Origin of the sequence: Streptococcus sp. 27098_8_69 (assembly GCF_041432445.1) — a bacterium.
GTDB lineage: Bacteria > Bacillota > Bacilli > Lactobacillales > Streptococcaceae > Streptococcus.
Window position 1 is genome coordinate 1 of sequence record NZ_JAPVZO010000027.1, and the last position, 19241, is coordinate 19241.

The 19241-nt window shown below is 41.2% G+C and carries 11 protein-coding genes; 5 read left to right on the forward strand and 6 right to left on the reverse strand.

What is annotated here, in order from left to right:
- Positions 1-5046, reverse strand: a 5046-nt coding sequence (locus O3658_RS08845) for an Ig-like domain-containing protein (protein WP_371560943.1), incomplete at its 3' end; no start/stop codon positions are given.
- A 293-nt stretch (positions 5047-5339) separates the two neighbouring features.
- On the opposite strand from O3658_RS08845, the gene O3658_RS08850 reads away from it, so the two are divergent.
- Both O3658_RS08850 and O3658_RS08855 read left to right on the forward strand, forming a co-directional pair.
- A complete protein-coding gene (locus O3658_RS08850) occupies positions 5340-6809 on the forward strand; it encodes a M protein trans-acting positive regulator PRD domain-containing protein (protein WP_371560945.1) in 1470 nt (489 codons plus the stop codon).
- A gap of 1024 nt (positions 6810-7833) precedes the next feature.
- Complete coding sequence (locus O3658_RS08855) at positions 7834-11721, forward strand: pullulanase (protein WP_371560947.1); 3888 nt, start codon at positions 7834-7836, stop codon at positions 11719-11721.
- A gap of 321 nt (positions 11722-12042) precedes the next feature.
- On the opposite strand, the gene O3658_RS08860 is transcribed toward O3658_RS08855, so the two are convergent.
- The gene (locus tag O3658_RS08860) at positions 12043-12474 is read right to left on the reverse strand and encodes an Rrf2 family transcriptional regulator (RefSeq protein WP_371560949.1); all 432 of its coding nucleotides are present in this window, start codon (positions 12472-12474) and stop codon (positions 12043-12045) included.
- Positions 12475-12545: 71 nt separating this feature from the next.
- The gene (locus O3658_RS08865) at positions 12546-13385 is read right to left on the reverse strand and encodes a metallophosphoesterase (protein WP_371560951.1); all 840 of its coding nucleotides are present in this window, start codon (positions 13383-13385) and stop codon (positions 12546-12548) included.
- A 144-nt stretch (positions 13386-13529) separates the two neighbouring features.
- Here O3658_RS08865 and O3658_RS08870 point away from each other — a divergent pair, with 144 nt between their 5' ends.
- Complete coding sequence (locus tag O3658_RS08870; protein WP_045762643.1) at positions 13530-13982, forward strand: universal stress protein; 453 nt, start codon at positions 13530-13532, stop codon at positions 13980-13982.
- Positions 13983-14097: 115 nt separating this feature from the next.
- On the opposite strand, the gene O3658_RS08875 is transcribed toward O3658_RS08870, so the two are convergent.
- The gene (locus O3658_RS08875) at positions 14098-15489 is read right to left on the reverse strand and encodes a Cof-type HAD-IIB family hydrolase (RefSeq protein WP_371560954.1); all 1392 of its coding nucleotides are present in this window, start codon (positions 15487-15489) and stop codon (positions 14098-14100) included.
- Positions 15490-15555: 66 nt separating this feature from the next.
- On the opposite strand from O3658_RS08875, the gene O3658_RS08880 reads away from it, so the two are divergent.
- Positions 15556-16518 carry an asparaginase gene (locus O3658_RS08880; protein WP_371560956.1) on the forward strand — a complete coding sequence of 321 codons (963 nt, stop codon included), beginning with the start codon at positions 15556-15558 and terminating at the stop codon, positions 16516-16518.
- Positions 16519-16822: 304 nt separating this feature from the next.
- Here O3658_RS08880 and ccpA read toward each other — a convergent pair whose 3' ends face one another.
- On the reverse strand, positions 16823-17830 hold the full coding sequence (gene ccpA, locus O3658_RS08885) for a catabolite control protein A (protein WP_248034848.1): 1008 nt from the start codon (positions 17828-17830) through the stop codon (positions 16823-16825).
- 205 nt (positions 17831-18035) lie between these two features.
- On the opposite strand from ccpA, the gene O3658_RS08890 reads away from it, so the two are divergent.
- Positions 18036-18353, forward strand: coding sequence for a DUF960 domain-containing protein (locus tag O3658_RS08890; protein ID WP_153224893.1), 318 nt, complete (start codon positions 18036-18038; stop codon positions 18351-18353).
- Between the two features lie 42 nt (positions 18354-18395).
- Here the strand turns inward: O3658_RS08890 and folK are convergent, their stop codons facing one another.
- Positions 18396-19208, reverse strand: coding sequence for a 2-amino-4-hydroxy-6-hydroxymethyldihydropteridine diphosphokinase (gene folK / locus O3658_RS08895; protein WP_371560958.1), 813 nt, complete (start codon positions 19206-19208; stop codon positions 18396-18398).
- Between the last annotated feature and the right edge of the window lie 33 nt (positions 19209-19241).

A 19241-nucleotide genomic window follows, 5' to 3' on the forward strand; every position in this document is an offset into this window, starting at 1 on the left:
TGGTTGTTTGGCTTCAACATTGATTTCTTTCCAACCAACTGGGCTTGAGTACTTGCCTTCAACGATGTTCGCGATAGCTTTGGCTTTACCTTCTTTGACTGGTTCTTTCATCTCAAGGACGATAGTATCTGTGAATCCGTCTGTCGCGTATGATTTCACAACAGCTTTTGATTCATCTTTCGCATACCATGGTCCATCGATTGAATCACGTTTAAGAGCAACTTCGCCGGCTTTATTGGTATCTTTATTCGTATAACCTAGATAAGCCATACCTGCATCGTGTGGTACTTTAACAGTGATTGTCTTAGTACCTTCAATCAAGCTTTGTTTGTCAGATGATTTTTCATCTGGTTGGATAGTCGTTTCACCTAGACCGACTGGTACTTCTGTTTCCGCACTTGGAACACCATTAAGCGTTTGAGTAACGGTAACTTTATCTTTTGGAGTCAACTGTGGTTGAGTAGTAATGTTACTGTTCAATCCTTTTGGAAGAGTCGCTGTCCAAGTTCCGTCTGCTCCAACAGGTACATTTTCAACAAGTGTGTTATCACCTGACTTGATGGTAACAGTTGCACCTGGTGTTCCTGTACCTGAAATGGTCTTATCAGTTGAACTTACTCCTGCTCCAGGCATATTATTTGCAGTTGCTGGAATAGTTGGAGTTACTACTGGGGCTGCTGGACGAATTTTAAAGACTGAGTCTTTTGGAAGTTCATCTGTACTTCCATCGTTATAAGTGACAATAACTTTATCACCATTCACAGCGACTGTCTTAATCTTATCGCTAAATGTAGGGTTAGCACTTTTAACTGCTTGTTCTAGTTCAGCAGCTGTTGGCGCATTATCTCCTACAAGTGGAGTTGTTGGCGCTGTTGCGGTGTATTTGAATGTTTGTGGTTTCCACATGAAGCGGATACGTCCAAGCGCACCTTTTTCCATTGGTGCTCCAACATGTTCATAAGCTGTGTTACCAGCTGCATCTTCTGCAAATAGGTAACGAGTAAACTGACCATTTTGTTCAGTGTAAGTATTTGCTGGGACTTCACCTGTCACATGGATAACAGCTGGGTTGGTTTCAGTTGCCTCCGTTTCTGTCTTGATGCGATCAGCTTTCAAATACAAGGCTGCTCTTGAACCACCACCAAGATAGGAAGTATCTTCAGTTCCTAGGCCTTGACGGTTATCAGCTGGCATAGCCAAGTAAGCTTTGACAATCTTACCTGAATTATCAGTCACCTTAAGTTCAATATTGTTTGTTTCACCTGAATAAACGTAGATTGCTTGATTATCAGCATCATCATAAGGAATGTTCAATACTGGACGAACTGTATCACTTACTGTCGCTTCCTTGGCAACACTTGGTTTTGATTCATTGCCTGCTGCGTCAGTTGCTTTGGCTGTTACAGCACCTGCTGGAATATCAACTGTTGGCGTGATTGTAGCTTTCCCATTTTCGCCAGCAGTTGCTTCACCAATCTTGTGGTTGTCTTTGTCATAAAGTGCAACAGTTGAACCTGGTTCTGCTGTCACTTCAACTGGTGTCTTCGTTCCTGCTTTACCAGTAAGATCAGTTTCCACTGTTGGTTGGTCTGGAGCTGTTGTATCTCTCTCAACATTGATTTCTTTCCAACCAACTGGGCTTGAGTACTTGCCTTCAACGATGTTCGCGATAGCTTTGGCTTTACCTTCTTTGACTGGTTCTTTCATCTCAAGGACGATAGTATCTGTGAATCCGTCTGTTGCGTATGATTTCACAACAGCTTTTGATTCATCTTTCGCATACCATGGTCCATCGATTGAATCACGTTTAAGAGCAACTTCGCCAGCTTTATTGGTATCTTTGTTCGTATAACCTAGATAAGCCATGCCTGCATCGTGTGGTACTTTAACAGTGATTGTCTTAGTACCTTCGATCAAGCTTTGTTTGTCAGATGATTTTTCATCTGGTTGAATAGTCGTTTCACCTAGAGCTACTGGTACTTCTGTTTCCGCACTTGGAACACCATTAAGCGTTTGAGTAACGGTAACTTTATCTTTTGGAGTCAACTGTGGTTGAGTAGTGATGTTACTGTTCAATCCTTTTGGAAGAGTCGCTGTCCAAGTTCCATCTGCTCCAACAGGTACATTTTCAACAAGTGTGTTATCACCTGACTTGATGGTAACAGTTGCACCTGGTGTTCCTGTACCTGAAATGGTCTTATCAGTTGAACTTACTCCTGCTCCAGGCATATTATTTGCAGTTGCTGGAATAGTTGGAGTTACTACTGGGGCTGCTGGAGCTGTTGTGTCTTTTGCTGGGGTAACGAGATATGCAGAAGCAACCTTATCTGTTGACTTATCAGGATAAGTGATCGTAAGGTTCCCTTTGTCATCTACACTGTATGTCGCATTTGCTGGAAGACTTGGGTTGGCAGTTTTAACTGAGTCGATGATCTTGTTCTTTTCATCTTCACTAACCTTGTTAGGATCTGCAACATCTACTTTTGTACCTGCAACTGGTTCATACTTCTTAGCAGTCTCAAGAACAACAACTCTAATAACATCTGTAAATTGGTTACCCTTTTTATTACGAGCAAGGAATCCAACATCTACAGTACCTGCCTTTTGTGTCTCAGCAACTGTACCAATGTATTTATTTTTTTTGTTTCTAAAGGTATCTGAACCTGCAGTTTTGAAGAAGTGACCCTGTGGGAACACTCCTGCGACCCCAGTTGGATTTTGATAAGCATCGAATTTCTCAAGAGAAGGTGTCCCATCTGCCCAAACGTCAATATCAATCTTATCTCCAGGATAAACTGTTACAAGGTTCTTAGACACTATAAGAACCAGAGAACCATTAGATTGTTGACTTACTTTTCCTTCAGTCAATGGTGTTTTTGTAACCGTAATCGGTGCACTCTTAGCTGACTCTGTTCCACCTGCTGGTGTTGAAGTCGCAGTAATCTCTCCTTCTGGAAGGCTGTTTGTAGGGTGAACAGTTGCTACACCTTGGTCGTTAGCTACAGCTTCACCGATCACAACGCCATCTTTGTTGTAAAGTTTAACAGTTGAACCTGCTGGTGCTTTAACTGTTACATCAGCTGGAGTACTTGCTTTACCTGCCAAGTCATTGACAATTTCTGGGGCTGATGCTGGGACTGTAGTTGCGCTATCCACTGCTGGAGTGTTTGGTTTTGATGGTTCTGGTTGCGGTTGCGGTTGTGGTTGTGGTTGTGGAGTCTCTTCTTTTGGAGCTGCTTCAACGTCACGTGATTGCCATCCTTGAAGACTTGAGTAGCTACCTTCTTTCATGTTAGAGATAACTTTAGCTGTTGTTCCAGCTTTCATATCTTTGTTCAAGGTCAAGTTGATCGTTGAGTAGTGGGCTCCTTGATCACTTGAAGCAACACTTGCAAGTGCACTGTTTGTTACTTGCCAGTTGCCTGGAACAGCATCACGTTTAAGCACAACTTCTCGAGCATTGCCATCTGCGTCCGTAAATTGGAAATAAGCTGCTCCTGCATCATGCGGTACTTTCAAGGTAACGTTTCTATCATTTTCAACAAGATTATTTTGTTGTTTTGATTTAGATGATGGAACGATCTCTGAGTGACCTAGAGAGACGTTTACAGGTGTAGCAGCACTTTCTACTCCACCAACTGTTTGGCTAACGCTGATTTGACTCCCAGGAACCAGCTGTGCCCCACCAGTAACGTTACTATTCAAACCAATAGTAATTGGGAATGACCACTGTCCGTTCTGTCCAACTACGGTACTATCATTAACAGTTTTACCCTCACTCTTAATATTGATGCGGGCACCTGGTGTTCCTGTACCTGTCAAGACTGTATCTGTAGAAGCTATAGTAGGCACTGTAATCGTGTCATTTGTTTGGGTGTAGGTGTTGTTGACTCCTGGTTGTGGTGCAAGTCTTGATGAAAGATTGATACCGACTTCTGGGAAGTCTGAAGTACGATTTTTAACAGCTGATGAACCATTCATCCCACCATTTTCTAGTGAGTTTTTTACAATAGCTGTTGCAAAACGAGCAAACAGATTGTGTTTGGTACCTTTAGTCACTACACTATAGGTAAGCGAATCAGGAACTCCTCCACCAATGTATTTATAATGAGACGCCAAAGCTTTGTGATTGCTCATAGCAGGGAGCTTTCCAAAATCTTTCTCAACGTAATAATCCTCATTCAGACGTCCAGCATTAGGACCACGGTCTACGACAGTAATACTTTGAATTGTATCATCTGATGCGACCACCAAGCCAGCAGCTTGGTGATTCTTATGCTGCGGTACAACACTAATTGTCCAAGTTGTTGTGTCTCCATCCACACTGTAGCGAACTGACTGAAACTGCTTGACACCCGCACCAGCAAATTCACCTTCAGCGACTGATCTGTCAACTGAACGGTTTGCTGCACGGTCTGCTGAACGTGAACTTAGATCACGTTTCCCTCTTGGACGAGCCACTTCAGTTTCCGCTGTTGCTGTTGCTGCTTCAGCTTTATCCTCTGTCGCTTCAGCTTTAGCTTCAGTGGCTACTGCTGTTGCTTTTTCTTCTTTAGCAGCAAGTTGAGCTACAGCCTCTTTGAGGCTAGCAAGAGCTGCATCCACTTGGTCTTGGCTAGCTTCTGCATTTGCCAAAAGATTTTGTGCTTGTTCAAGTGCTGTGTTCAAGCGAGAAAGAGAGTCTTCTGTCTTTCCTGCTTTGTCCAAGCCTTTTACTTCTTCGACCAATTTGGTCAAAGCTTCTTTGTTAGCTGTTTTAGCAGTAGTGTTTTCCGCTACCACTGCTTTTTCAACTGTTGCTGGCTGAGTCTCTGCTACAGCAGCGGGAGCTTCATAAGTCCCCGTTTCTCCACCATATCCAGGCTTAGCCTCTTCAGCTTTTGAGCCACTCTCAACTGTAGATTCCGATGCTGTGTCTGCATGGACCGTTTGAGTAGCTAAGCTAGCTCCGACCGCAAAAACAAGCGAACAACCAAAAAGGAAATGTTTTCCTTTTTTAATCATACGCCAGTTCTTCTGCTCTGCATTTTTACGATTAAAATACATTCTTGTCTCCTATTTATTTTGTATTAGAGTCGCATGTGTTTTACATACGTTGTTATTATAAAATATGGAAGCAATATAGTCAAATATTTTGATCGTTTTAGAAAAAAAAAAAACGCTTGATACAAATCATTTCTAAATTTGCGAATTTTTTAGTAAAATTATTATAAGAATTGATAATTTATAAACGATTTCAAAAACTTTTTTCCTAAAACATGCTATAATAGAGAAAAGCCCTGATAATTATTTTTATCTTTTTTGTTTATAAGACTTTATATTTCCAAGGAGTATTTCCCATGAGAGAACTATTATCTCACAAAGAACAGAGACAATTAAAAATTATAGAATACTTGTTTGAGAACCAAGAATGGATTCATATCGACATTTTAGCCGATATTCTAGATTTGAATGGACGCATCATCAAAAGTGATATCAAAGAAATGCGGGAGCAACTTTCTTGCTTTGATATTTTGTCATCAACCGCTGGTATCAGACTGACTAACGAACATAACTTTGGTATTGAGCGAATTTATAGGCATGTTTTGCAAGAATCTGTTAATTTTCAGGTGCTCAAAGCTTTCTTCCTATTAGAAGAACCATTTACTTTCGAGCACCTAGTTGAAACACTTGACATTTCTCTTCCCTCACTTCGTAAGAAGGTTGCTGAGATCAATAATATCCTGCAATCAAAGTATAAATTCAAGCTAAAGGTGACGCCCATTTCGATTATTGGAGACGAAAGAGACATTCGCTTCTTTTTTGCCCAGTATTTCCATGAAGCCTATGGTTACTTCAAATGGCCATTTCCTTTCTCTTCTGAAGCTGTGGATGAATTTATGACTTTTTTTGTCAATCTAACAGGCTATCCCATCACCTACCAAAACATGTTTCAGTTGAAGACACAAATTGCAGTCAATCTCCAACGAGCAAAGATTGCACCAAGACCTAAAGAGGAAATCGAGTCTGACTCTCTTCATCCTATTTTTAGTCAACTTTCGAACTACCAACAGGAATTGCAATCTCTTGGTGATCGTCTTGGAATCACGCTCGACTTTCCAACTATTAACCAAATTTTCAGCTCCTATACTCAAGAGGGAATTTTCTTCACGGTTGAGGATTTCCTAGAGGCACGGAAAGACAATGAGAAAGTCGATCATTCCTATCACTCAGCTCGAGATGTCCTAGACAATCTTACCCGACAGTTTGATGTCCACTTTTCAAATATCGATCAATTGATTTGGCACTTGCATAACACAGCACTTCTAGAACGTCAAGAAATCAACTCAGAATCTATCATTTCTCATAATAAATCTTATGCACTGAATAAGATTAAAAAGTTCTTCCCAGATTTTTACGAAGCTGCTAGTTTTGAAATGATGCGCTATAAGTCTAGCTTGGGACAAAAGGAGCAACTTCACGCTGTTGTTCATCTAGTCTATACTCTTTTAACCCACGCAACTGATCTAATGGAACAACTCCTAAAGCGCCAAACTAAGGTTCGTGTTCTTGTTTTGAGTGAGTTTGACTTTGCCCATCCTCAGGCCTTGATTTCACTTTATCAATTTTACACCTCTAAAAACATTCACTTTGAAACATGGGATAAAGAGACACTCAATGTTGATGAAATCATGGAAGCGGGTTACGATGCCATCATTACAAACTTTGATATTGAAGGATTGGTTCATCCGAAGCTCATGAACGTCGGTCGCATGGCTAATCTACAAGTCGTCAATGAACTCAATACTCTTTCCATTGGTAAACTTTAAAAATAGCCTCTGTTTTATGACCAAACAAGCAGGCTAAAACAGATATAAACGTATAATATCAGGCATCTTAAAAACTTGATATTATGCGTTTTTATACTCTTCGAAAATCTCTTCAAACCGCGTCAACGTCCATCTGCAACCTCAAAGCAGTGCTTTGAGCTGACTTTGTCAGTTCTATCCACAACCTCAAAACAGTGTTTTGAGCAACCTGCGGCTAGTTTACTCTTTGATTTTCATTGAGTATTACTTTCAACAATGGATTCTCACTTATTGATAAATTTCTGCTCATTTACAACATAGTAGATTCAAATAAGATATGAACAAATAGATTAGGAAAGTCAAACTTATTTCTAGAAATATTTTTAGCAGTCATAGTGTGCTGTTCTAGATTCAATACGCTATAATTTTGTTGTGTAGCAGATTAAATAGAAAACACTATAGTAGATTCAAATAAGATATGAACAAATAGATTAGGAAAATCAAACTTATTTCTAGAAATATTTTTAGCAGCCGTTATGTACTATTCTAGATTCAATCTACTATAATTTTGTTGTGTAGCAGATTGAATAGAAAACACTATAGTAGATTCAAATAAGATATAAACAAATAGATTAGGAAAATCAAACTTATTTCTAGAAATATTTTTAGCAGCCGTTATGTACTATTCTAGATTCAATCTACTCTGCATTGTGAATTCTAAAAAATTGCTAGAAATTGACTTAACTTCTCTAGTAAATTTATTCAGATTTTATTTAACTATAACCTATCTATTTCAGTCTAACAAAAGACTTTTCCTTGCTTTGCTAGAATATAGCAAGATCTACTGATTAGCTGGTCAATTTCAATGTTTTTACTCAGGCTAGGATATTTCTTCAGTAGACTATCAACAAAAAGGGGTTTTGATTTTAATGGAGGTTGATTTTTCACCTAGTCTGATTTCTCATCTACAAAACAAAAGAAAACGATTGCATAAACTCTTACTCCATGATATACTAGGATAAAAATAAACAATAGGAGAGTGTCTATGAAAAACACGTCATCTCAACCAGATAAAAAAATGATTTACAGCATCCGTTCTCTGAAAAACGGAACTGGCTCTGTCCTTATTGGAGCAAGCTTTATCCTCCTTGCCTTAACAGCACCTTCTGTATCTGCAGCTGAAACTAGTCTTGGCACACAAGAAAATGTAAGCGCTATTAGTGCAGGCCCAGCTACTACAGAAACCAGCCAAGCTGAGGAAAAAACGCCTATTTTGGCTCCAAAAGATGCAAACGCTTCCCTAGATTCTAAAACATCTGAACCAGTAGCAATTTCTGAAACAGCTACAACTGAAGCTACTCCAAACCTTCCAAACAACAAAGACGAGAAAACAGAAGTATCAAGTCTAGCCACTGAGAAAGCTTCGCTAGCAGACACTGTATCTGAAACCCCAATCGCAGACAACTACTTCCGTATCCACGTCAAAAAACTTCCTCAAGAAAACCAAGATTCGCAAGGTCTTTGGACTTGGGATGATGTTGAAAAACCATCTGAGAACTGGCCAAATGGCGCCCAGTCCTTCAAGGATGCCAAGAAAGACGACTACGGCTACTACCTAGATGTCAAACTAAAAAATGAACAAGCCAAGAAAGTCAGCTTCCTCATTAACAACACCAAAGGGGACAACCTTACTGGAGATCGTTCAGTAGAGCGTCTCTCTCCAAAGATGAATGAAGCTTGGCTAGATGAGGACTACAAAGTCCACAACTACCAACCTCAGCCAGCGGGAACGATCCGCGTCAACTATTTCCGCACCGATGGCAACTATGACAAGAAATCTCTCTGGTACTGGGGAGATGTGAAGACTCCAAGCAATGGTGAATGGCCTGACGGTACAGACTTTACTGCAAGTGGAAAACACGGACGCTACATCGACATTCCGCTCAATGAAGCTGCCAGAGAATTTGGATTTTTACTATTAGATGAGAGCAAGAAAGGCGATGATGTGAAAATCAGAAAAGAAGATTATAAATTTACTGACCTGAAAAACCACAGTCAAATCTTCCTTAAGGATGATGACGAAACAATCTACACCAACCCTTACTATGTGCATGACATCCGTATGACTGGTGCCCAACATGTGGCTAAGTCCCGTATTGAAAGTAGTTTTTCTACCTTGGTTGGGGCTAAAAAAGAAGACATCCTTAAACATTCCAACATCACTGACCACCAAGGGAATAAAGTGGCTATCTCCGATGTTACAATCGATGAAGCAGGTAAGAAAGTAACTTACATCGGTGATTTCTCTGACACTCAAAACCCTTACACCGTTGCCTACGATTCAGACCGTTTTACAACTCGTTCAAGCTGGCGTCTCAAAGATGAGACTTACAGTTACGATGGTCCACTCGGTGCAAATCTTAAAGAAGATGGTAAACGTGTTGATCTGACTCTTTGGTCTCCAAGTGCCGATAAGGTTTCAGTTGTCGTCTACGATAAGAAAGATCCTGAAAAAGTGGTCGGAACCGTCGCTCTTGAAAAAGGAGAAAAAGGAACTTGGAAACAAACTCTGAATGAAAACTCTGGTCTTGGCATCAGCAACTATACTGGCTACTACTACCACTATCAAATCGAGCGCCAAGGCAAGACTGTCCTCGTACTTGATCCTTACGCCAAATCTCTAGCAGCTTGGAACAGCGATCTAGCCAAAACAGACGCTGCCCATAAGGTTGCTAAAGCTGCTTTTGTGGATCCAGCAAAACTTGGACCTCAAGACCTGACTTATGGTAAGATTCATAACTTCAAATCTCGTGAAGATGCTGTCATCTACGAGGCTCACGTTCGTGACTTTACCTCAGATCCTGCTATCGCAAAAGATTTGACTAAACCATTTGGTACTTTTGAAGCCTTTATCGAAAAACTAGACTACCTCAAAGACTTGGGTGTAACCCACATCCAGCTCCTTCCAGTCTTGTCATACTACTATGTCAATGAATTGAAAAACCATGAACGCTTGTCCGCCTATGCTTCAAGCGATAGCAACTACAACTGGGGTTATGACCCTCAAAACTACTTCTCCTTGACTGGTATGTACTCAAGCAATCCTAAGGACCCAGAAAAACGTATCGCAGAATTTAAGAACCTTGTCAACGAAATCCATAAACGTGGCATGGGTGCTATCTTAGACGTAGTTTACAACCATACTGCCAATGTTGATATCTTTGAAGACCTTGAGCCAAACTACTACCACTTCATGGATGCAGACGGAACACCTCGTACTAGCTTTGGTGGTGGTCGTCTAGGAACAACCCACTACATGTCTAAACGCGTCATGGTAGACTCTATCAAATATCTAGTCGATACCTACAAAGTAGATGGTTTCCGTTTCGATATGATGGGAGATCATGATGCAGCTTCTGTCGAAGAAGCTTACAAGGCTGCACGCGCCCTCAATCCAAATCTCATCATGCTTGGTGAAGGTTGGAGAACCTATTCTGGTGATGAAAATATGCCTACTAAAGCTGCTGACCAAGATTGGATGAAACATACCGATACTGTCGCTGTCTTTTCAGATGACATCCGTAACAACCTCAAATCTGGTTATCCAAACGAAGGTCAACCTGCCTTTATCACAGGTGGAAAACGCGATATCAATACCATCTTTAAAAATCTGATTGCTCAACCAACCAACTTTGAAGCAGATAGCCCTGGAGATGTGATTCAATACATCGCAGCCCATGATAACTTGACCCTTTTTGACATCATTGCCCAATCAATCAAAAAAGACCCAAGCAAGGCTGAAAACTATGCGGAAATCCATCGTCGTTTGCGCCTTGGAAATCTCATGGTCTTGACAGCTCAAGGAACTCCATTTATCCACTCTGGTCAGGAATACGGACGTACCAAACAATTCCGTGACCCTGCTTACAAGACTCCAGTAGCAGAAGATAAGGTTCCAAACAAATCTCACTTACTTCGTGATAAGGATGGGAACCCATTTGACTATCCTTACTTCATCCATGATTCTTATGACTCTAGCGATGCTGTCAACAAGTTTGATTGGACCAAGGCAACTGATGGAAAAGCTTATCCTGAAAATGTCAAGAGCCGTGACTACATGAAAGGTTTGATTGCACTTCGCCAATCTACAGATGCCTTCCGACTCAAGAGTCTGCAAGATATCAAAGACCGTGTCCAACTCATCACTGTCCCAGGCCAAAATGGTGTGGAAAAAGAAGATGTAGTGATTGGCTACCAAATCACTGCTCCGAATGGAGATATCTACGCAGTCTTTGTCAATGCGGACGAAAAAGCTCGTGAATTTAACTTGGGAACTGCCTTTGCCCACCTCAGAAATGCTGAAGTTTTAGCAGATGAAAACCAAGCAGGACCAGTCGGAATTGCCAACCCGAAAGGACTTGAATGGACTGAAAAAGGATTGAAATTAAATGCCCTTACAGCTACTGTTCTTCGAATCGCACAAGGTGGTGCCATCGTTGCCCCAGCTGTGGAAGAAAAACCAGAATTTGATCTTTCTAGCTTAAAACAAGAGCACGGTCAAGATAATATCCAAGACAATACTCCAAACAGAGTCGTCAAACCGGAACATCAAGATCCAGCTCCACAAACTAAACCTGATTCTGCAAAACCAGATGCAAAAGTAGCAGATGCGGATCATAAACCTAGCCAAGCTACAACTGATTCACAAGCTGAAAAACCATCACAAGAAGCACAAGCATCATCTGTAAAAGAAGCGGTTCAAAACGAATCGGCAGACAACTCTAACAAGGAAACTATACCTGCTCCCCTAGCTAAACAAGCTGAACTTCCAAATACAGGAACCAAAAACGATCACAAACTCCTGTTTGCAGGAATCAGTCTCCTAGCTCTCCTTGGCCTTGGTAGCTTCCTCAAGTCAAGAAAGGAACAATAAAAGCAAGGACTCTATAAATCCAGCAACTTGATAGAAAGACATGTAAAAAGCAGGAACTAAAAAATTCTTGCTTTTTTACATTAGCGAGTCAAAATAGTGACTTTTATTACCAAAGAATTCCCTTGTATAAAAATAGCAGGGCTAAGAATAATAATCCGTAGAAGAACAGAAAGAGCCACTTCAATTTCACACACAGAGCTACATATTCACGGATAAAGGCTAATACAATTCCTATAACGAGTTACATTTTTTCCTTCTTTAATGGCTACATTTTATCATCATTATCCACATAGAAAAAGAGGAACTAAGGTCCTCTTAACTTTAGATCCTTGCTTCTGCATCTGTCACTACTTGGGCAAGGCTGGTTTGACTCAGTTCCTGCTCCATGGCTAGCTGAATCTTTTGTAATTTCTCATCTAAAATCCCATGGATATTTGCGCCAACTGGACAGGCTGGATTGGGATTGTCGTGAAAACTAAAGAGTTGACCTGTCTTTCCTAGACATTCAACTGCTTGGTAAACATCTAAAAGACTGATATCCTCTAGGTCTTTGATGATCTCTGCTCCACCAGTTCCACGCGCAACTGAGATCAACTCTGCCTTTTTCAGTTGAGATAAGGTCTTACGGATAATGACAGGATTGACTCCAACGCTACTAGCAAGAAAATCACTAGTCACCTTACTTTCTTTCCCTTTTAAGGCTATGATAATCAACATATGGGTCGCGATGGTAAATCGACTTGAAATTTGCATAAGGTTCTCCTTTTTTCGTCAGATTAGTTCCTTCTTTTCTTAAGTTTATTATATCTCTTCTAGTTGTAATGTCAAGAGTTACCACTAAGCCAGTCATCCAATTCAACATCATGTCCTTGACTCTGAGCGATTTCGTGCAACAAGTCCTGATTGTGGGTATGGTGAATCCCATTAACCAAACTTTCATAATAAACTTGGTAGTAGGGTAATTGTAAGTCTTTGGCTAGCTGTAATTCTGCCTCAATATCATAATCAACCCGACGAAAATCAGCATCTTTCAAGCCTTTTTCATCAAATTCTAAGATCATGTACTGGGCCCGCAAGTCCTTGCGTAAATTCTCAGATAAAAAGAAGGGTTGCCCAATGGAACCTGGATTCAGGATGAGCTGGCCACCACTACCATAACGAAGAAACTGTTGATGGATATGCCCGTATATGGCAACATCGCAGTTAGGATTGGTGACAAGACGGTCAAAGTCCTCTTGCTTCCCAAGATGAATCAGCTCTCGTCCCCAATTTTTATCAGGCAAGTGGTGGCTAATCCCTAGCTTCAAATCTCCAAACTGGCGGTGCACTTGCAAGGGATAGTTCTGTAGCGCCTCAATCTCCTCAATGCTGAGTTCTTCCATAATATACTGACACTGGCGTAAGAGATAACGATGGCTGGGTCTGGTTTCATCTAACTGACGATGGCAGGCACGCCATAAACTCTCCTCCCAATTCCCTAAAACTCTAAGAGTGATTGGTAAAGTGTCCAAGATCTGGAGAATATTTTTTCGTCCTGTTCCAGGCATGAGAATATCTCCTAAGAGCCAATACTCATCAACCTCCGCCTTCTGCGCATCTGTCAGAACAGCCTCCAAAGCTGTCGTATTGCCATGTATATCCGATAATACTGCGATTTTTGTCATATCTCTTCCTCTTAGCTTTTCTAGTTTTATTATAACAAACTCCAAGCCAAAGTCAAAAAGCATCTATATTCCTATCGTTTTTTACTTTACTTTTTTAGTGAAAAGGAATACAATGAAGGTAATAAGAATGAGGAGGTTTTTGCTATGGCACAACGTTATGAAAACATCATGGTAGCGGTTGACGGTTCTAAGGAAGCTGACTTGGCTTTCATCAAAGGGGTTCATTCAGCACTACGTAACCAGGCAAAACTAACGATTGCCCATGTTATTGACACACGTGCTCTTCAAAGCATCTCAACATTTGATGCCGAAGTTTACGAAGAATTGCAAGTAGAGGCCAACGATTTGATGGCGGAATACGAAAAACGTGCAAAAGATGCTGGGCTCACAGACATTAAAGTAGTTATTGAGATGGGAAATCCTAAAACTCTCTTAGCTAAAACAATTCCAGACAAAGAAAAGGTTGATTTGATTTTAGTTGGGGCAACAGGACTCAATGCCTTTGAGCGCCTACTAGTTGGTTCTTCATCAGAATATATCCTACGCCATACCAGCGTTGACCTTCTCGTCGTTAGAGATAAGGATAAAACTTTGTAATAAAAACAGAAATGAGGTTGGGATTTTTCTCCTAACCTCATTTTTTTATAAATTGTTGATGTCGTAGTTAGAGCTAGGAACTCAAAATATCATTCCAGGCTTCCTCTGCGATCGCCTATTTTTTATCTTCTCTTTCCTTGTGGCGTTCATAGGCCTTTATCTGGCGCTCAATCTCCTTTTTAATAGCAGGCTCTGGAGCGTATTTTTCTTCCCAGTCATCTGGTTTTAGGATCTTGTGGGTCACTGGATCAAAATGAGCTTTTCCATCAGGGAACATTTTACCCATATTTGCTTGATGGACAATGTCAAAAATCCGTTCTGGATCCACCCCCATCAAAACAAAGCTACCATAGGTGAAGTATAGGGTGTCAATCAAGGCATCCACTTGCCCTACCAAATCTTGCTTCGCAGGTGTCTTCTTGACTACTTTCTCTGCTGCCTGATCCAGCGCTTGGTGTAGCTGTCCAACTGCCTGTTCAAAATCTTCTTCAGAAGAGCTAGCAGCTCGAACAAACTCCACCAATTCTTCTATCTTAAATCCTGCTCTATGGGTGGCACCTTCTAAGTCCCAAGCTTGTGGCTCTTCTTGAGTTCGTTCATCCATCATGTGGTGGAAGGTCTTGACCTTATTAAAATGGTAATCACGACTGACAAAGACTTTTTCTGAAGCCAGAACACCAAAATGCTCTAAAGCTTTGTGAATCCCATCTTGCTGGTTGCTGGTTGTGATATGCTTAGCGACTTCCTTGACACTGCTACTACCATTGCCCATAGCGACTGACATCCCAACACCCGCCAGCATCTCTAGGTCATTGTCCGAGTCACCAAAGGCCATGACTTGATTGAGATCAAAACCATACTCTTTTCCGACACGGCGAATGCCTTCTAGCTTGGAATTTCCTTGGTTGATGACATCAGCTGCAAAAGGATTACTACGAGTCAATTTCAAGTCTTGAAAATCAGCTGCTGCTTTCTCAGATTCTTCTGGCGTCATTAGCATCAAAACTTGATAAATAGGCTGATTCATCAACTGGAGCAAGTCTTCTTCCTTCTGAGGAACAACCTTACTCACCATTCGATTAAAGGAATGACTAACCGTACGAGTCAACATAGAGGGGACAAAACGACTCACTCTTTGTGAAAAAGAACCTAGGCCAAAAGACATGATTTTTGAACCCAGCATGGCATCCTTGGTCCCCAAAGCAATTTCCTTGCCCTCTTTTTTAGCATAGGCTATCAACTGCCGTAAATGAGATTTGGAAAGAGGACTTGTAAACAAGACTCTGTCTTTATTAAAGATATATTGGCCGTTATAGGTTACAGCAAAATCCAGATCTAACTCTTCCATTAAATCCTTAACAAAAAAAGGTCCTCGACCTGTCGCTACTCCAACAAGCACTCCCTGTTCCTTTACAATCTTAATCGCATCCTTAGTGGATTTCAAAACACTCTTGCGATCGTTGACCAGTGTTCCATCGATATCAAAAAAAACAGCTTTGACTTCCATCCTACCTCAATCTCCCCTTTTTGTGATACAATGATTATACCACATTTCAGAAAGAGTGAGTAAATCATGCCTAAGAAAATCCTTGTTTTACATACGGGTGGTACTATTTCCATGCAAGCCGATGACTCTGGTGCTGTTGTGACTAGTCAAGACAACCCTATGAATCATGTATCCAATCCACTTGAGGGAGTTGAAGTCCATGCTCTCGACTTTTTTAATCTGCCAAGTCCCCATATTAAACCCAAACATATGCTGTCCCTCTATCAAAAGATCAAAGAGGAGTCTGAACATTATGACGGTTTCGTGATTACACATGGGACAGATACCTTGGAGGAAACTGCCTATTTCCTTGACACTATGGAGGTTCCTCACAAACCAATCGTGCTAACAGGGGCCATGCGTAGCTCTAACGAACTTGGAAGCGACGGCGTCTACAATTATCTTAGTGCCCTACGCGTCGCGAGTGACGATAAGGCTGCTGATAAGGGTGTCTTGGTCGTGATGAATGACGAGATTCACGCTGCTAAGTATGTGACCAAGACGCACACGACAAATGTTAGCACCTTTCAAACGCCAACCCACGGCCCTCTTGGGCTCATCATGAAACACGAGATTCTCTACTTTAAAACAGCTGAACCCCGTGTTCGTTTTGACCTAGATAAGATTCAAGGCTTGGTCCCTATTATCCCTGTCTATGCCGGTATGACAGAAGAACTCCTCGATTTACTTCCCGTTGATCAACTGGATGGACTTATTATTCAGGCTTTTGGTGCTGGAAATGTTCCCAAGGAAACAGCACAAAAATTGAACGCCCTTATCCAAGAAGGACTCCCAATCGCCTTGGTCTCTCGTTGTTTTAACGGGATTGCCGAACCTGTCTATGCCTACGAGGGAGGTGGCGTTTGCCTGCAAAATGCTGGTGTTTTCTTTGTCAAAGAGTTAAACGCTCAAAAGGCCCGTCTCAAACTCCTCATTGCTATCAATGCTGGCCTTAGAGGGGATGAATTACGAGCCTATATGGAAGGATAATACTCTTCGAAAATCAAATTCAAACCTCGTCAACGTCGCCTTGCCGTAGGTATGGTTACTGACTTCGTCAGTTTCATCTACAACCTCAAAGCAGTGCTTTGAGCAACCTGCGGCTAGTTTCTTAGTTTGCTCTTTGATTTTCATTGAGTATAAAAAAGTCGGTGAGATAGAAATTACTAGATCAAGTCTTGTTTTCTAGTTCACTCCGAGAGCTTCCAACCACCAACTTAATGCTTGAACTATTGACCAAAAAGTTTCTGCTACTAAAAAGCGAGGTCGGGATTTTTATCCCGACCTCTTCTTGTTAATCTTTACGAGTTGAATGACGTTCTACCAAACCATGTGGCAAAAGAACTTCACGCTCTTCTAACTCTTCCTTATGCATAATCTTTGTCAACATACGCATACTAATAGCACCGAGGTCATACAAAGGTTGCGCAATGGTGGTTAGGTTTGGACGAGTGTAACGCGCGATTTGCGAATCATCACTGGTGATAATTTCAAAGTCTTCTGGTACAGAAACTCCCTTGTCAGCAAGTCCGTTCAACACACCTGCTGCCAGTTCATCTCCTGTTACAATCGCTGCTGTTGCTTTAGAAGAAATCAAACGTTCTGCCAAGGCATAGCCATCGTCATAACGGTATTTTGATTCGAAAACAAGACCTTCACTGTAGTTGATTCCCGCTTCTTTTAAGGCATCTTTGTAGCCAGCTAAGCGAATCTTGCCATTAATATCATCCACTAATGGTCCACTAACGAAGGCAATTTTTTTGTTTCGCTTCAAAAGATGACGGACTGCATCAACTGTAGCATGTTTATAGTCAATATTGACACTTGGAAGTTGGTGTTCTACGTCTACTGTTCCTGCAAGAACGACAGGTGTGCGTGAGCGTGAAAACTCTGAGCGAATCTTCTCAGTTAAATGATAACCCATGAAGATAACGCCATCCACCTGTTTAGAAAAGAGAGTATTGACCACAGATACTTCCTTTTCATCATCCTCATCACTATTGGCAAGGACGATGTTGTATTTGTACATCTCCGCGATATCGTCAATCCCTTTAGCAAGGGCAGAGAAATAAGTATTTGTGATATCTGGAATGACGACTCCAACTGTTGTCGTTTTCTTGCTTGCTAGACCACGTGCTACTGCATTAGGACGATAATCTAGACGTTCAATAACCTCTAAGACTTTCTTTCGAGTATTTTCTTTAACATTTTTATTGCCATTGACAACACGGCTGACAGTCGCCATTGACACTCCCGCTTCTCGGGCAACGTCATAAATTGTTACTGTATCATCTGTGTTCATTCCGTTTCCTTTCTACTTTGAAAATTTTGTTTTCATGATTCCACTGTTCTCATTTTACCACTAATTGTAAGCATTTTCAAGCGTTTGATGAAGATTCGTTGAAAAAATTTCAAAATCATTCTCATATTTTTAAAGGTAGTTGACTTTTCTTGATTTTTCTAGCAGTTTGCAGTATGATAATAAAAAAATCAATTAGGAGATAGGGATGGCTTTTACAGATTCTCATAGACGATGTGCCAGTTTCGGTGTGGTGACCAATTTACCCGACGATGTTATCGATTCAATCTGGTTTATAATCGATCATTTTTTAAAGCATGTTTTTGAGCTAGAAGATGAATTGGAATTTCGACTTTTGAATCATGAAGGCTCCATCACTTTTCGTTTTTCTAGTCAACATCTACCAACTACGATTGACTTCGACTTCAATCATCCCTTTGACCCACTCTATCCACCTAAAGTTCTGGTCATGGATATGGATGGGAAGGAAACCATTCTCCTACCAGAAGAAAATGACCTATTTTAAAAACTCTAGTCTCCTCTATCTACTTAGGAAACTAGAGTTTTCTTATTTTTTCAATCCTTGGTACAAGTGCCGAATCGGTTGTTTCAGTGTTGGGTGGATAAAATGCGGAGCTATTTCCTGTAAAGACTCTAAAACAAAGAGGCGCTCAGCAATATAAGGATGAGGCAAGATGAGGTCGTCTGTATAGATGACCTGGTCCTCTACAAAAAGCAAATCCAGGTCAATCAAGCGAGGTCCCCAATGCACCTCTCTGACCCGTCCCATCTCTGATTCAATCTCTAACAAGGTTTCTAACAAGATTGGAGCTGGCAACCAGGTTTCCACTTCAATGACTTGATTAGCAAAGCTATCCTGCTCCACTCCACCCCAAGGCTCCGTCGCTAAGACACTGGACTCTTTGAGAATATGGATGCCACGAGCTCGCAGTTTGTCAATAGCTTGCTCCAAGTTCGCTTGCTTATCCCCCATATTGCTTCCTAAAGCGATAAAGGCACGCTGTTTGCGACGGTGGATGGTTACTGAACAAGTATCCAGCGGTAGATGGATAGGTGCCCATGGTTTTTTAAGTTCCAGCTCAATCTCTTGAACGAGAGGGTAGGTCTCAAAAGTACGCTCTACTAGTTTGTAGGCTACTGTTTCAATCAAATCCTCACTCGTTTCCTGAAACCATGTCGTCCATTTCTGGCAAAGTTCTCCGTAATGGACAGAAGCAGTTAAATCCAAGTCTGTCGCAGCCTTGGTCATATCATAGGATAGGGTGGCTGAAACGACAAACTTCTGCCCCAGTTCCTTCTCACTAGGAAAGAGTCCATGAAAGGCGAAAATTTCTAGGTCTTTAATTCGCAGTTGATCCATAACTAGTCCTTTCTAGAAAAATCCGCTTGACGC

Excerpts from the sequence above, each read along its gene's own strand:
- O3658_RS08850 (WP_371560945.1), top strand. The coding sequence starts at position 5,340 with ATGAGAGAACTATTATCTCACAAAGAACAGAGACAATTAAAAATTATA.
- O3658_RS08855 (WP_371560947.1), top strand. The coding sequence starts at position 7,834 with ATGAAAAACACGTCATCTCAACCAGATAAAAAAATGATTTACAGCATC.
- O3658_RS08860 (WP_371560949.1), bottom strand. The coding sequence starts at position 12,474 with ATGCAAATTTCAAGTCGATTTACCATCGCGACCCATATGTTGATTATC.
- O3658_RS08865 (WP_371560951.1), bottom strand. The coding sequence starts at position 13,385 with ATGACAAAAATCGCAGTATTATCGGATATACATGGCAATACGACAGCT.
- O3658_RS08870 (WP_045762643.1), top strand. The coding sequence starts at position 13,530 with ATGGCACAACGTTATGAAAACATCATGGTAGCGGTTGACGGTTCTAAG.
- O3658_RS08875 (WP_371560954.1), bottom strand. The coding sequence starts at position 15,489 with ATGGAAGTCAAAGCTGTTTTTTTTGATATCGATGGAACACTGGTCAAC.
- O3658_RS08880 (WP_371560956.1), top strand. The coding sequence starts at position 15,556 with ATGCCTAAGAAAATCCTTGTTTTACATACGGGTGGTACTATTTCCATG.
- ccpA (WP_248034848.1), bottom strand. The coding sequence starts at position 17,830 with ATGAACACAGATGATACAGTAACAATTTATGACGTTGCCCGAGAAGCG.
- O3658_RS08890 (WP_153224893.1), top strand. The coding sequence starts at position 18,036 with ATGGCTTTTACAGATTCTCATAGACGATGTGCCAGTTTCGGTGTGGTG.
- folK (WP_371560958.1), bottom strand. The coding sequence starts at position 19,208 with ATGGATCAACTGCGAATTAAAGACCTAGAAATTTTCGCCTTTCATGGA.